Raw genomic sequence first — 13,459 nt, 5'->3', positions numbered from 1 at the left:
ATGAGGCACAGGAGGCGCACGTGACGGTGCAGAACGAGACCACCGGACCGCTGACGACGGAGTCCGGTGCTCCCGTGGCGGACAATCAGCAGACGCAGACCGCCGGCCCCGGCGGTCCCGCGCTCATTCAGGACCAGCTCCTGCTGGAGAAGCTCGCGCACTTCAACCGCGAGCGGATCCCGGAGCGCATCGTGCACGCCCGCGGCGCCGGTGCGTACGGCAAGTTCACGGTGACCGGGGACGTGACGAAGTACACCCGGGCGAAGTTCCTCTCGCAGATCGGCAAGGAGACCGAGGTCTTCCTCCGCTTCTCCACGGTCGCGGGGAACCTCGGCGCGGCGGACGCGGTGCGCGACCCGCGCGGCTTCTCGCTGAAGTTCTATACCGAAGAGGGCAATTACGACCTCGTCGGCAACAACACGCCGGTGTTCTTCATCAAGGACGCCATCAAGTTCCCGGACTTCATCCACACCCAGAAGCGCGACCCGTACACCGGCTCGCAGGAGCCGGACAACGTCTGGGACTTCTGGGGTCTCTCGCCGGAGTCCACGCACCAGGTGACGTGGCTGATGGGCGACCGCGGCATCCCCGCGTCGTACCGGCACATGGACGGCTTCGGTTCGCACACCTTCCAGTGGACGAACGACGACGGTGAAGTCTTCTGGGTCAAGTACCACTTCAAGACCGACCAGGGCATCAAGAACCTCACCCAGGCCGAGGCCGACAAGCTCGCCGGTGAGGACCCGGACAGCCACCAGCGTGACCTGCGCGAGTCCATCGAGCGCGGCGAGTTCCCGAGCTGGACCGTCCAGGTGCAGATCATGCCGGCGGCGGACGCGGCCGACTACCGCTTCAACCCGTTCGACCTGACCAAGGTCTGGCCGCACGAGGACTACCCGCCGATCGAGTTCGGCAAGCTGGAGCTGAACCGCAACCCGCGGAACATCTTCGCCGAGACCGAGCAGTCCATCTTCTCCCCGCACCACTTCGTGCCGGGCATCGGCCCCTCGCCGGACAAGATGCTGCAGGGTCGGCTGTTCGCGTACGGCGACGCGCACCGCTACCGCGTCGGCATCAACGCCGACCACCTGCCGGTGAACGAGCCGAAGGCGACCACCGCGCGTACGCACGGCCGGGACGGCGTGATGTACGACGGCCGGCACGCGGGTGCGAAGAACTACGAGCCCAACAGCTTCGGCGGCCCGGTGCAGACGAACCGTGCGCCGTGGGAGCCGACCGCCGTCGCCGGGGTGACCGGTGACCACGTCGCGCCGTCGCACGCCGAGGACGACGACTTCGTGCAGGCGGGCAACCTCTACCGGCTGATGTCCGAGGACGAGAAGAAGCGCCTTATCGACAACATCTCCGGCGGCATCTCGCAGGTCTCGCGGGACGACATCGCCCAGCGGGCCATCGAGAACTTCCGCAAGGCGGACGAGGACTTCGGCAAGCGTCTGGAGGCCGCGGTCCAGGCCCTGCGCGGCTGACCCGGCGCTCGCCGAAACAACCCGGAGGGACCGGACGCCATGGGGCTCCGGTCCCTCCGGTGCTGTCTCCTCCCGCCCGTGTCAGACCGCGAGTTCCGGTTCGGAGCGCTCTCCGGCCGTCGTCCAGCAGCGGACGATGTCGCGTACGGAGACCACGCCGACAGGTTCGCGGTCGTCGAGCACGATCAGGTGCCGGAAGCCGCCGTGTGTCATGGCGTCCGCCGCCTGCTGCAGCGTCCAGTCCCCGGCGGCGAAGACGACGTCGGTCGTGGTGTGTGCCTGAGCCGTCTCGGCGTCCGGATTCTGCCCCGCTCCCAGGGAGTTGAGGATGTCGCGCTCGGTGAGGATGCCGATTCCGCTGGTGTCGGGGTCGAGCACGATGGCCGCGCCGACGCACCGCGCCGACATCAGTTCCGCGGCCTGTCGGAGAGTGTGAGTGGGGCCGATGGTGAGCACGAGCGTGCTCATGGCGTCGTTGACGTGTTGGGGCATGGCCGTTGGCCACCTCCTTGGCGGAACCACTTCCGCTGGAGAAGCAATTCACAAGGGCACAAGCGGTCGAGTTCTCATGTTCACACGGGGCCGTGACCACAACAAGGGGCGCGCGAGACGAACCGGTTCTGCTCGGTCCGCCCCGCGCGCCCCTGCGCCGTTCTGCCCTCCGGTACGTGCCTCGTGCACGTACGAGCCGGGGGTCTCAGGCCGTCAGATATCCCAGCAGCTGGTCGTGCAGCAGGCCGTTCGAGGCGGCCGCGTTTCCACTGTTCGGGCCCGGATTGCCGTCGAGCCCCGTGAAGCAGCCGCCCGCCTCCTCGACGATGAGGGCGTTCGGCGCCATGTCCCACAGCGACAGCTCCGGTTCCGCGCACATGTCCACCGAGCCCTCGGCGACCATCATGTACGGCCAGAAGTCCCCGTAGCCGCGGGTGCGCCAGCAGTCCCGGGTCAGGTCCATGAAGCCGCCCATCATGCCGCGCTCCTCCCAGCCGTGCAGCGAGGAGTACGCGAAGGAGGCGTCCCGCACCTGGGACACCTGCGACACGTGGATCTGGCTCGCCTTGGTCAGACTGCGGCCCGTGTAGGCGCCGCTGCCCTTCGCCGCCCACCAGCGGCGGTTCAGCGCCGGCGCCGACACCACGCCGACCACGGGACGGTCGCCGCCCTCGCCCAGCTCCATGAGCGCGATCAGCGTGGCCCACACGGGCACGCCGCGTACGTAGTTCTTGGTGCCGTCGATCGGGTCGATGACCCAGCGGCGGGGCCCGTGGCCCTCGGTGCCGAACTCCTCGCCCAGCACGGCGTCGCGCGGCCGGGTGCGCTGGAGCGACGTACGGATCAGCTCCTCGGTCGCCTTGTCGGCCTCGCTCACCGGCGTCATGTCGGGCTTGGTCTCGACCTTCAGGTCGAGAGCCTTGAACCGCTCCATGGTCGCGGCGTCGGCGGCGTCGGCCAGCACATGGGCGAGACGCAGATCATCGTGGTAGTCCAGCATGTGCGAAGAGTATCGAGCCCCCGGAACAGGGGCCACAGCACCACGGCCCGGTGAGCCGCGGGTACACGCGTCCGGTGTGTACCCGCGGTATTGACAGCTTCTTACGCGACGTATTGACACCGTCTGGCGGTGCGTCAATTCTGAGCCGCACCCCAGCAGTCGGGTCCGGAGGCGACGATGCCTACTGCGCGCGAGTCCCTGCTCGAGGCCGCACACGCAGCGGTCGTCGCACAGCCCTGGACGGGAGTGCGGATGGTGGACGTCGCAGCCGCGGCGGGCGTCTCCCGGCAGACCCTCTACAACGAGTTCGGCAGCAAGGACGGGCTGGGCGCGGCCCTCGTCAGCCGTCTGATCGAAGGGTTCCTCGACGGTGCGGCCCGGTCGGCGACCGAGGCGGCACGGCGCGGCGCCGACCCGGCGACCTGCTGCGCGGCCGCGGCCGCGTGGATGCTCCGTACAGCCCGCGGCGAACCCATCGTGCGGGCGGCGCTTACCGGGTGCTGGGGGCTGCGCATGCCGTCGCCCGCGCCCGCACGGCACGCGCCGTCGCAGTCCGTACCGGGAGAGCCCGCCCGGCTCGCCTCCGTGCTGCGCGACCGGATGGTGTCCGGGCTGGCCTCCGGCGGGACGTTCCTTCCCGCGGCCACATCGCCGGCCGCCCTCGGCAGGGCGTACGACGCGGGGCTGCGCGTCGCCCTGTCGTACGTCGTGGCGCCGGAGGACGCACCGGACGACGAGACGTGCGGACGGGTCGGGGACGTCGTACGGGCGCTGCTGACAGTGCGTCAGTGACCGCGCGCGGGTGCTCGGTTGCTGCCCGACGGTGTGTCAGTGAGTGCACGCCTGTGCGTCGTTGAGCGCGCGCGGGTGTGTCAGTGGGCGCCGCCGGACAGCTGCAGTCCGACCACGCCGAGGATCACCAGTGAAATGGAGACCAGTTTGAGGGCCGACACCACGTCGCCCAGGAAGATCATCCCGTAGATCGCCGTACCGGCGGCGCCGATTCCCGTCCAGACCGCGTACGCGGGGCCCACGTCGAGGCGCTTGAGCGCCAGCGTCAGCAGGCCGAAGCTGCTCAGCGCGAAGACGCAGAAGAAGACGGTCGGCCACAGCCGGGTGAACCCGTGCGACAGCTTGAGACAGACGGCGAACCCCGTCTCAAGGAGCCCCGCGAGGACGACCAGGACCCACGCCATTGTTTTGCCTCCCGTTGGTGCAGCTCGTTTGTGTGAGTATGCACGCAATCAGGAGAGCTGTACGGTCAATCCCCCTCGCGCCGTTCGCGCGTCGCCAGGAGCCGGCGCAGCGAGTAAAGGCGTGCCGGTTCGGCGTGCCCGTCGGCGACCCACTGGTCCAGCGCGCAGTCCTGCTCGTCGTGGCTGCACGCCCTGGGGCACCCTTCGGCCCCCGGCACCAGGTCGGGGAAGGCGAGGATGACCCGTGCCGGGTCGACGTGGTGCAGGCCGAACGACCGTACGCCCGGGGTGTCGATGACCCAGCCCTGCTCGCCGTCCGGCACCACCTCGCCGCCGGGGCCCGGCAGCGGCAGGGCCAGCGCCGACGTGGTCGTGTGCCGGCCGCGGCCGGTGACCGAGTTGACGTGTCCGGTGATCCGCTGCCGCTCCGGTACGAGCGCGTTCACCAGAGTGGTCTTGCCGACGCCGCTGTGCCCGACCAGAACGGTGTTCTGTCCGTACAGCAACTCGCGTACCTGTTCCGCCGTTTCGTCCTCGCCGAGATGGTCGTGGCTGGTGACCACGGCTCGCACGCCCAGCGGCCCGTACGCGTCCAGCATCGGCCCCGGATCGGCGAGATCCGACTTGGTCAGCACGAGCAGCGGTACGAGCCCGGCGTCGAAGGCGGCGACGAGACAGCGGTCGATGAGCCGCGGCCGGGGCTCCGGATCGGCCAGCGCGGTCACGATGGCGAGCTGGTCGGCGTTGGCGACGACGACGCGTTCGTACGGGTCGTTGTCGTCCGCGGTACGGCGCAGCACCGAGGTGCGCTTCTCCACACGGACGACCCGCGCGAGGGTGTCCTTGACGCCGGACAGATCACCGACGATGGCGACCCTGTCGCCCACCGCCACGCTCTTGCGGCCCAGTTCGCGCGCCTTCATGGCGGTGACGGTGGTGCCGTCGACGAGGCAGGTGATCCGGCCGCGGTCCACGGTGACGACGAACCCCTCGACGGCGTCCTCGTGTTTGGGCCGGGTGTGCGTACGAGGGCGGGTGCCCTTGCGGTTGGGCCGTACCCGGATGTCGTCCTCGTCGGTGTGCTTGCCGTAACGGCGCATCGCGGGAGCCCCTCAGGCTTTCGCTCCGGCGGCGCCGGAGGGCCCGGTGCCGTCCGGCTTCCCGTCGAGCATCTGCTCCCACATGCCGGGAAAGTCCGGCAGGGTCTTGCCGGTTGTGGCGATGTCCTCGACCTCGACGTCCGGGACGATCAGCCCCAGCAGGGCGCCGGCGGTGGCCAGCCGGTGGTCGTCGTACGTGTGGAACACGCCGCCGTGCAGCTTCCGCGGGCGGATGCGCAGCCCGTCGGCGGTCTCGGTGACGTCGCCGCCCAGACCGTTGATCTCCTTGGTGAGCGCGGCCAGCCTGTCGGTCTCGTGCAGCCGCAGGTGTGCGATGCCGCGCAGCACGGACTCGCTCTCGGCGAGCGCGGCCACCGCCGCGATGCCCGGGGTGAGTTCGCCGACGTCGCTCAGGTCGACGTCGATGCCCCGCACCCGTCCGGTGCCGGTGAGGGTCAGCCCGCGCTCGTCCAGTTCGCAGCTGCCGCCCATGTCGGTGAAGATCTCGCGCAGCGCGTCACCCGGCTGTGTGGTGTGCTGCGGCCAGTCCGGAACGGTGACCCGGCCGCCGGTGACGAGCGCGGCCGCGAGGAAGGGCTGCGCGTTCGACAGGTCCGGCTCGACGGTCAGATCGCGGCCCAGCAGCGCACCCGGCGTCACCCGCCACACGCCGCGCTCCCCGCCGTCCTCGGGGGCGTCCACCTGTGCGCCGGCCTGGCGCAGCATGTCGACGGTCATCCGGATGTGCGGCATGGACGGCAGGGCGCTGCCCGTGTGCCGTACCTCGACGCCCTGGTTGAACCGCGCGCCGGACAGCAGCAGCGCGCTGACGAACTGGCTGGAGGACGAGGCGTCGATGTCGACGGGACCGCCGGTGAGGGAGCCGCTGCCGTGCACGGTCAGCGGCAGCGCGCCGCGCTTGTCGTCCTCGACGCGGGCGCCGAGGGTGCGCAGGGCGTCGATGACGCCGTGCAGCGGCCGCTCGTACGAGCGGGGGTCGCCGTCGAACCGGACCGGGCCGTCGGCCAGCGAGGCCACCGGCGGCAGAAAGCGCATCACGGTGCCGGCGTTGCCGACGTCGACGGTGGCGGGCCCGTACAGCCCGTCGGGGATGATCCGCCAGGCCTCGCCGGTGCCGTCCGGGCCCACGCCCTCCTCGATGTCCACACCCATGGCGCGCAGCGCGGCGGCCATCAGCAGGGTGTCCCGCGAGCGCAGCGGGCGGCGCAGCCAGCCCGGCTCGGAGGAGAGCGCGGCCAGGACGAGGCCGCGGTTGGTGACCGACTTCGACCCGGGCACGGTGACGGTCGCGTCGAGCGGGCCGGACGCGAGCGGCGCGGGCCAGAGAGCAGTGGCTTCGGTGTGGTCGGTCATGCCGCCCACTTTAGTGGTTCCGGCAGGTCACGGATCTTGATCAAATACGGCGAAATGCCGTCGAAACATGGCACTGATAGCGGGTCCGAGCGGGCTGTGTCACAGCCCGAGGAGCCAGCGCCCGCCGCCGATCAGCGAGAGGATCGCGACCGCGTGGAACAGCAGCAGCCATGCCGCGGCCGGCAGGTGGGTCAGCCGGGCCAGCTGGTCGGCGTCCGAGTCCGGCGCCCCGTGGCCGCCGCGGGTCCCGCGCGGCTTGCGCTTGCGCTGCACCTCGAAGACCGGCCGTACGCCGCCGAGCAGCAGGAACCACACCACGACGTACGCGAACGCCGCCTGCACCTGAGGCCCCGTCAGCCAGGACACGAGCAGGAAGGCGCCGCCCGTGATGACGACGGTGAGCACCCCGTACGCGTTCCTGATCATGATCAGCATGACCAGCAGCAGTGCCGTCGCGCTCCACAGCAGCAGCGTGATGTGGTTCGCGGCCAGCAGCCACGCGCCGCCGAGACCCAGCAGGGGAGGGGCGGTGTAGCCGGAGGCCGCGGTGAGCACCATGCCGATGCCGGTGGGCTTGCCGCGGGAGACGGTGAGGCCCGAGGTGTCGGAGTGCAGCCGGATGCCGTCGAGGCGCCGGCCGGACAGCAGTGCCACCAGGCCGTGCCCGCCCTCGTGGGCGATGGTCACGGCGTTCCGCGAGACCCGCCATATGCCGTGCGGCAGTACGGCGGCCAGGGCCACGATGCCGGTGATGATCACCAGCCACTGGTCCGGGTCGGGCTGGGTGCCGAAGACCCGGTCCCAGATGTCGGTGATGTTCGCGGTGTCCATCGCTTCCTCTGTCCTCCGTTGCCGTCCGCCGCCTGCTGTGCGCTCCCCGTTCGTGCCCGGGCGCGTGCCGTGCCGTGGCAGTGTGGCACTTATGTGCGGACGGTATGCAGCGAGCCGTGGGCCCGAGGATCTGGCCGGGCTTTTCGGAGTGGAGAAGTGGGAGCCCGAGGAGGCTCTGGCGCCGGACTGGAACGTCGCCCCGACGAAGGACGTGTACGCGGTGCTGGACCGGCCGCTCAAGGGCTCGGGGGATCCGGCGCCCGTACGCCAGCTCCGGGTGCTGCGCTGGGGGCTGGTGCCGGGGTGGGCGAAGTCACCCGAGGTCGGCGTGAAGATGATCAACGCGCGGGCGGAGACGGTGCACGAGAAGGCGTCCTACCGGAAGCCCTTCACGGCCCGCCGCTGCCTGCTGCCGGCCGACGGCTATTACGAATGGGTCACCGCCAAGGGCGAGTTGACGCTGGAGCAGGAGGGGAAGAAGAAGCGGCCGCGCAAGCAGCCGTACTTCGTGACCCCCGCGGACGGCTCGGTCATGGCGATGGCCGGACTGTACGAGTTCTGGCGGGACGGCACGCTGCCCGACGACCATCCGCGCGCCTGGTGGGCGACGTGCACGGTCATCACCACCGAGGCGGAGACGACGCCGCTCGCCGGCGGCCCCGCCGAGAACGGCCCGCAGTCGCTGGCCGACATCCACCCCCGGATGCCGCTGATGCTCACCCCGGACCGCTGGAACGCCTGGCTGGATCCGGCCCGTACGGACACCGACGACCTGCGCGGCCTGCTCGTCCCGCCGCCGGCCGGCACGATGCGGGCCTATCCGGTCTCGACGGAGGTCAGCAACGTACGGAACAACAGCTCCGAGCTGGTGAAGGAGCTGGACGGGCCCGAGGTGGGCACGCTGTTCTGATCCCCCGCCGCGGCGCCGGGCCCTGGCACGGTCCGGGGTCCCGCCACGGCAGGATGCCCGTATGACCGAGAACACCACCGGAACCAGCAGCACCGGCAGCACCGCAGCGCAGCTCGTCGGCACCCCGGCCGGCGAGGCCCGCGTCACCTGGCACTCCGCGCCGTCCCCGCGGGCCGTCCTCGCGCTGAGCCACGGCGCGGGCGGCGGCATCGAGGCGCGGGACCTCAGGGCGCTCGCCGCGGCGCTGCCCGCACACGGGTACACCGTCGCCCTGGTCGAGCAGCCCTGGCGGGTGGCCGGCAAAAAGGTGGCACCGGCGCCGAAGACCCTCGACGCCGGCTGGACCGCCCTGTGGCCCGCGCTGCGCGGGCCCGGCCTGCCCGTGGTGGCCGGCGGGCGGAGTGCGGGCGCCCGGGTGGCGTGCCGTACGGGGAGCGGGCTCGGCGCCCACGCGGTGCTCGCGCTGTCCTTCCCGCTGCACCCGCCGGGGAAGCCGGAGAAGTCCCGGGCCGGCGAACTCACCGGGACCGGGCTGCCCGTGCTCGTGGTGCAGGGCGGGCGCGATCCCTTCGGACGCCCCGAGGAGTTCCCGGCGCTCCCCTCGGACGCGGAACTGACCGAGGTGCCGTACGGCGACCACGGGTTCGCGGTGCCGAAGAGCGCCGGCGTCACCGAGGAGGAGACCCTCGCCGTGATCACCGGGGGGACGCTCTCCTGGCTCGGACGGCTCTTCGCCTGAACGCCGTGCCCCGGGGCGTACGGGCGCCGTGCCCCCGGGTGGCTCAACTCACGTGCCCCGCCCGACGGATCACACGCACCGCACGCCCGTCGTCGGGAATGCGCCACGGGGCGGCGGTGTTGTCGCCCCCATCAGCACGTCACGAGGAGCACGAGGAGAGGGAGCCGCCCGTATGGGTTCTGTCGCTTGCCCGCAGCGTCCCCAGGCCGCTGACCTGGACTGGGCCACGCTGGCGCTCGCCGGTGACCCGATCTTTCCGGCGGCACGGACAACGGATCGTCGTCTATTCTCCGATTCGAGCGGATCCGCATCCGGATTCGTCGCGACGTCGGAGGAGGTGGGTCCGGTCTCAGAGACCGAGGACGCCGGAAGCGCCAAGCAGGAGACCGAGGCGGAGCGGAGCGCACGCTTCGAACGTGACGCTCTGACCTACCTGGACCAGATGTATTCGGCTGCTCTCCGTATGACCAGGAATCCCGCCGACGCGGAGGACCTGGTCCAGGAGACGTACGCCAAGGCGTACGCGTCGTTCCACCAGTTCCGCGAGGGCACCAACCTCAAGGCGTGGCTGTACCGCATTCTGACCAACACGTTCATCAACTCCTACCGCAAGAAGCAGCGTGAGCCGCAGCGCAGCGCGGCGGAGGAGATCGAGGACTGGCAGCTGGCCCGTGCCGAGTCGCACATGTCGACCGGGCTCCGCTCGGCCGAGGCACAGGCACTCGACCACCTGCCGGACTCGGACGTGAAACAGGCTCTGCAGGAGATCCCGGAGGAGTTCCGGATCGCCGTCTACCTGGCGGATGTCGAAGGCTTTGCGTACAAGGAGATCGCCGACATCATGGGGACACCCATCGGCACGGTGATGTCCCGTCTGCACCGCGGACGCCGTCAGCTGCGCGGCATGCTGGAGGGCTACGCACGCGACCGCGGGATGGTTTCCGCGGGCACCGGGGAAACGTCGCACGACCGGAAAGGCTCGGGCTCATGAGTTGCGGAGAGCCGCACGACACGGACTGCTCTGAGGTCCTGGACCATCTCTATGAGTACCTGGACCGGGAGATGCCCGACAGCGACTGCGAGAAGTTCAAGGAACACTTCGACGAGTGCTCCCCGTGCTTCGAGAAGTACGGCCTCGAGCAGGAGGTCAAGAAGCTCGTCAAGCGCTGCTGCGGCCACGACGACGTGCCCTCGGACCTGCGGTCCAAGGTGATGGGCCGGATCGAGACCATCCGCGCGGCCGAGACCGGGCAGGCGTCGGAGGACTCTTCCTCGGACGACGGCGCCGGGGTGCCGGACCAGTCCGGCACGGCGACCGCCGACGCGGAGCAGACCACACGCTGACGCCGCGGGCGCCGGCGCGGGGCGTCAGTTCGGTCTGTTACGTGAACTGACGCCGTACGTCTCAGAATTCACCTGCGCCTCACTCGATCGTGTGAGGCGCAGCCCTCTCGGGCCGGGTAATGAGCGAATGCGCCCACACCCCCCTTTCCTGCCGTCATATCCTCCCGTACCGGTGGTGCGGGGAGGAGGCTCACGATGCGTGCAGGACGGGCGGGGCTGCCGTGGGGGGCGCGCGGTGTCATCGCGAGCGCGGTGGCCGGGGCGGCCTGGTGTGCCGCGCCCGCCGTCGCCGGCCCCGAGCGGACGGAGTGGACCGTCCTGCTGCCGCTCGCCGCGCTGTACGCGCTCTGCGAATACGTGCCGCGCTGCCCGCTGATGGGCCACCGTGTGCCCCGGAACATGGGCGCCTTCTTCCCGATCCTGCTGACCGGGGTCTTCCTGCTGCCGCCTGCCGCCGCGGCCCTGCTGCCGCTGCCCGGCGCGCTCGTCGGCCGGGTCGAGGAACGGCACGCCATGGCCCGCCGCCTGTGGCACGCGGCCCAACTGGGCCTCGCCGCCTGGTGCGGCGCCCATGTGCAGGGCGCGCTGAGCGACGGCGCCACGGACCCGTCCGGGCATCAACCCCCCGGCGTGGTCATCGACTTCCCGTACGCGCTGCTGCCCGCGGCCCTGGCGTCGCTGGCCTTCTGCGCGGTCGTCACGGCGCTGGACGGTGCCATCCTCGTGGCGGCCGAACGGCACGCGCCGCGCACAGCGTGGCGGGGCCAGCTGCCCCGTGCGGCGGTGCCCCATCTGGTGCACGGGCTGGCCGGGTTGATGATGGCCGTGCTGTGGCGCAGTTCGTACGGCCCGGTCGCGGCACTGTTCGTGCTGCTGCCGATGTACATCTGCTGCTGGGTGTTCACGCAGTACCACCGGGAACGCGGCGCCCACCAGGCCACCATCCGGGCCCTCGTGCAGGCGGTCGACATCAAGGACCGCTACACACGCGGACACAGCGAACGTGTCGGCCGCGCCTCCTCGTTCATCGCGCGCGAACTGGGCATGGACGACGACCGTACGGAGGCGCTCCGGCTCGCCGGCATCCTGCACGACGTCGGCAAACTGGGCGTCCCCACACGGCTGTTGCGCAAGGACGGACCGCTCACGCCCGAGGAGCGGCGGGTGATCGAGCTGCACCCGGAGTACGGGCACGAAATGGTGCGCGGCATCGGCTTCCTGGACGAGGCGCGGGCCGCGATCCTGCACCATCACGAACGGCTGGACGGCAGCGGCTATCCGTACGGACTGCGCGGCGAGGGCATCCCCGAAGTGGCCCGTGTCGTCGCCGTGGCCGACGCGTTCGACGCCATGACGTCCACCCGCAGCTACCGCAGGGGCCGCCCCGTACCGGCCGCCGTGGAGGAGCTCGAGCGGTGCGCCGGCACGCAGTTCGACCCCCGCATGGTCGGCGCGCTCGCCCGGGCGCTGGACCGCGAGGGGTGGTCCCCGGCCGTCACGGCGGACGAGACCGGTCCGCAGCCGCTCCCCGGCCCGCAGCCGTCCGCCGAGCCGCAGCCCGCCGCACAGGGCGGGCAGCCGGCACAGGGCGCCCAGCCGTACGGCGTCGATCCCGCACAGGGCGCGCAGGTTCCCCGGAGCGCGCGGCCGGCGCCGGAGATCACGGGGCGCAGCGCGTGACGCGGCTCGTCGCGGTGGTCTACGGCGCGGCGGCCGTGCTCACCGCCACCGCGCTCGGCGGCACGCTGTGGCGCGGGCTCGAACAGCCCCATATCGCCGTGGCGTTCGGACTCGTGATCGCCGTCGGCGAACTCGTACGGGTCCGGCTGCCCGGCACCGGACACAGCGACCGGCCCGGAGTGACCGACACCGCGGGACCGCTGGGCACCGCCGGAGCGCTGGGCTACGCGCTGCTGGGCGAGGCCGCGGGCGAACCGACCACACACGGGGCGCTGCAGTGCGTCGCCGTCACCGTGGTCGCGGCCCTCGCCGGGCTGGCCCCGCACGTCGCGCTGGGCCGCGCGCCCGCGCTCGACCATGTGGTGCGGGGCGTGCTGTCCGTCGGGTTCGCCGCCGTGTGTTTCCAACCGCTTTACAACACCGGCACGTTGAACCACTGGCTGGGCACCGGTCCGTACTACGCGCTCACGCTGCTCGCCGTGACACTGCTCACCGGACTGTGCGACGCGGTGCTCGACGCCGTCCTCGGCGCGGGGCGCACAGGGTGGCCGTTCGCGCCCCTGCTGCGGGACCAACTCCGTTCCCGGCTGGGCATCGTGCCGGCCATCTCCGCCACGGGCGCCGTCCTCGCGCTGGCCGTCGCCGTGGCCGGACTGTGGGCGCTGCCGGTGTTCTGCGTACCGCTGCTGCTGACCCAGTTCTCCTTCCGCCGCTACGCCTCCGTACGGACGACGTACCAGCAGACGATCGCGTCACTCGCGCGCGCCACCGAAGTCGCGGGACACACACCGCACGGGCATGCCCGCAGAGTCGCCGCGCTGAGCACCGCCGTCGGCCGCGATCTGGGCCTGGGAGAGCCCGAACTCACCGTGCTGGAGTACGCGGCGCTCATGCACGACATCGGCCAGCTGTCCCTGGTCGACCCGGTGCCGGGCGGGGCGACGGAGCCCCTGGACGCGGCGGAACGGCGGCGCATCGCCCTGCTCGGCGGAGCCGTCGTACGGCAGACGGGAGTGTCGGCGGATGTCGCCCTTGTGGTCGAGCGACAGGCCGACCCGTACCGTGAACAGCCGCTCACAGCACGGATCGTGTGTGCCGCAAACGCATACGAGGACATGCTTGCGGGGGAGTCGGGGAAAGGAATAGAGGGCTCACTGCGTGCGCTGGAGCGACTGCGGCTCGGCAGCGCGCAGAGCTACGAACCACGCGTCGTCGAGGCGCTGGCGCGTGTCGTGTCCCGGGGGTCGGCTGCCTGACTCCCGGGTAGTGAGCGAGCATCCCTGTGGGCATGGTTGGATGCGAACAG

The 13,459-nt window shown here is 71.2% G+C and carries 14 protein-coding genes; 8 read left to right on the top strand and 6 right to left on the bottom strand.

Annotated elements, in window-relative coordinates:
* The first annotated feature begins 20 nt into the window (after positions 1–20).
* Positions 21–1,487: a catalase gene (locus AC3AGO_RS13105; RefSeq protein WP_487820355.1), complete on the top strand. Its 1,467-nt coding sequence runs from the start codon at positions 21–23 to the stop codon at positions 1,485–1,487.
* Between the two features lie 81 nt (positions 1,488–1,568).
* On the opposite strand, the gene AC3AGO_RS13100 is transcribed toward AC3AGO_RS13105, so the two are convergent.
* Both AC3AGO_RS13100 and hisN read right to left on the bottom strand, forming a co-directional pair.
* A complete protein-coding gene (locus AC3AGO_RS13100; protein ID WP_487820354.1) occupies positions 1,569–1,979 on the bottom strand; it encodes a CBS domain-containing protein in 411 nt (136 codons plus the stop codon).
* A 205-nt stretch (positions 1,980–2,184) separates the two neighbouring features.
* Entirely contained in the window at positions 2,185–2,979 is a 795-nt protein-coding gene (gene hisN / locus AC3AGO_RS13095; protein ID WP_487820353.1) for a histidinol-phosphatase, read from the bottom strand.
* Positions 2,980–3,156: 177 nt separating this feature from the next.
* Between hisN and AC3AGO_RS13090 the strand changes: the two genes are divergently transcribed.
* Complete coding sequence (locus AC3AGO_RS13090; RefSeq protein WP_487820352.1) at positions 3,157–3,771, top strand: TetR/AcrR family transcriptional regulator; 615 nt, start codon at positions 3,157–3,159, stop codon at positions 3,769–3,771.
* Positions 3,772–3,851: 80 nt separating this feature from the next.
* Here AC3AGO_RS13090 and AC3AGO_RS13085 read toward each other — a convergent pair whose 3' ends face one another.
* The 4 genes from AC3AGO_RS13085 to AC3AGO_RS13070 form a co-directional block, all read right to left on the bottom strand.
* The gene (locus AC3AGO_RS13085; protein WP_487820351.1) at positions 3,852–4,175 is read right to left on the bottom strand and encodes a DMT family transporter; all 324 of its coding nucleotides are present in this window, start codon (positions 4,173–4,175) and stop codon (positions 3,852–3,854) included.
* Positions 4,176–4,240: 65 nt separating this feature from the next.
* The gene (gene rsgA, locus AC3AGO_RS13080; RefSeq protein ID WP_487820350.1) at positions 4,241–5,275 is read right to left on the bottom strand and encodes a ribosome small subunit-dependent GTPase A; all 1,035 of its coding nucleotides are present in this window, start codon (positions 5,273–5,275) and stop codon (positions 4,241–4,243) included.
* Between the two features lie 12 nt (positions 5,276–5,287).
* Positions 5,288–6,649, bottom strand: coding sequence for a 3-phosphoshikimate 1-carboxyvinyltransferase (aroA, locus tag AC3AGO_RS13075; RefSeq protein WP_487820349.1), 1,362 nt, complete (start codon positions 6,647–6,649; stop codon positions 5,288–5,290).
* A gap of 99 nt (positions 6,650–6,748) precedes the next feature.
* Complete coding sequence (locus AC3AGO_RS13070; protein WP_487820348.1) at positions 6,749–7,480, bottom strand: M50 family metallopeptidase; 732 nt, start codon at positions 7,478–7,480, stop codon at positions 6,749–6,751.
* A 91-nt stretch (positions 7,481–7,571) separates the two neighbouring features.
* On the opposite strand from AC3AGO_RS13070, the gene AC3AGO_RS13065 reads away from it, so the two are divergent.
* The 6 genes from AC3AGO_RS13065 (at position 7,572) to AC3AGO_RS13040 (ending at position 13,409) form a co-directional block, all read left to right on the top strand.
* A complete protein-coding gene (locus AC3AGO_RS13065; RefSeq protein WP_487820347.1) occupies positions 7,572–8,390 on the top strand; it encodes an SOS response-associated peptidase in 819 nt (272 codons plus the stop codon).
* Between the two features lie 61 nt (positions 8,391–8,451).
* Positions 8,452–9,129, top strand: coding sequence for an alpha/beta hydrolase family protein (locus tag AC3AGO_RS13060; RefSeq protein WP_487820346.1), 678 nt, complete (start codon positions 8,452–8,454; stop codon positions 9,127–9,129).
* Between the two features lie 337 nt (positions 9,130–9,466).
* Positions 9,467–10,120 carry a sigma-70 family RNA polymerase sigma factor gene (locus tag AC3AGO_RS13055; protein WP_487820345.1) on the top strand — a complete coding sequence of 218 codons (654 nt, stop codon included), beginning with the start codon at positions 9,467–9,469 and terminating at the stop codon, positions 10,118–10,120.
* Complete coding sequence (rsrA, locus tag AC3AGO_RS13050) at positions 10,117–10,473, top strand: mycothiol system anti-sigma-R factor (RefSeq protein ID WP_487820344.1); 357 nt, start codon at positions 10,117–10,119, stop codon at positions 10,471–10,473. The genes AC3AGO_RS13055 and rsrA overlap by 4 nt, the downstream gene beginning before the upstream one ends.
* A 195-nt stretch (positions 10,474–10,668) precedes the next feature.
* Complete coding sequence (locus AC3AGO_RS13045; RefSeq protein WP_487820343.1) at positions 10,669–12,153, top strand: HD-GYP domain-containing protein; 1,485 nt, start codon at positions 10,669–10,671, stop codon at positions 12,151–12,153.
* A complete protein-coding gene (locus AC3AGO_RS13040) occupies positions 12,150–13,409 on the top strand; it encodes an HD-GYP domain-containing protein (protein ID WP_487820342.1) in 1,260 nt (419 codons plus the stop codon). The genes AC3AGO_RS13045 and AC3AGO_RS13040 overlap by 4 nt, the downstream gene beginning before the upstream one ends.
* The last annotated feature ends 50 nt before the right edge of the window (positions 13,410–13,459 follow it).

The organism is Streptomyces sp. BL1 (genome assembly GCF_057628045.1).
The sequence above is the reverse complement of the archived record's forward strand: the minus strand, read 5'-3'. Positions and strand labels throughout refer to the sequence as shown.

Bases quoted from the DNA above. Each gene is read 5' to 3' on its own strand.
- AC3AGO_RS13070 (WP_487820348.1), bottom strand. From the start codon at position 7,480: ATGGACACCGCGAACATCACCGACATCTGGGACCGGGTCTTCGGCACC.
- AC3AGO_RS13100 (WP_487820354.1), bottom strand. From the start codon at position 1,979: ATGCCCCAACACGTCAACGACGCCATGAGCACGCTCGTGCTCACCATC.
- AC3AGO_RS13045 (WP_487820343.1), top strand. From the start codon at position 10,669: ATGCGTGCAGGACGGGCGGGGCTGCCGTGGGGGGCGCGCGGTGTCATC.
- AC3AGO_RS13065 (WP_487820347.1), top strand. From the start codon at position 7,572: ATGTGCGGACGGTATGCAGCGAGCCGTGGGCCCGAGGATCTGGCCGGG.
- AC3AGO_RS13090 (WP_487820352.1), top strand. From the start codon at position 3,157: ATGCCTACTGCGCGCGAGTCCCTGCTCGAGGCCGCACACGCAGCGGTC.
- AC3AGO_RS13060 (WP_487820346.1), top strand. From the start codon at position 8,452: ATGACCGAGAACACCACCGGAACCAGCAGCACCGGCAGCACCGCAGCG.
- hisN (WP_487820353.1), bottom strand. From the start codon at position 2,979: ATGCTGGACTACCACGATGATCTGCGTCTCGCCCATGTGCTGGCCGAC.
- rsrA (WP_487820344.1), top strand. From the start codon at position 10,117: ATGAGTTGCGGAGAGCCGCACGACACGGACTGCTCTGAGGTCCTGGAC.
- aroA (WP_487820349.1), bottom strand. From the start codon at position 6,649: ATGACCGACCACACCGAAGCCACTGCTCTCTGGCCCGCGCCGCTCGCG.
- AC3AGO_RS13085 (WP_487820351.1), bottom strand. From the start codon at position 4,175: ATGGCGTGGGTCCTGGTCGTCCTCGCGGGGCTCCTTGAGACGGGGTTC.
- rsgA (WP_487820350.1), bottom strand. From the start codon at position 5,275: ATGCGCCGTTACGGCAAGCACACCGACGAGGACGACATCCGGGTACGG.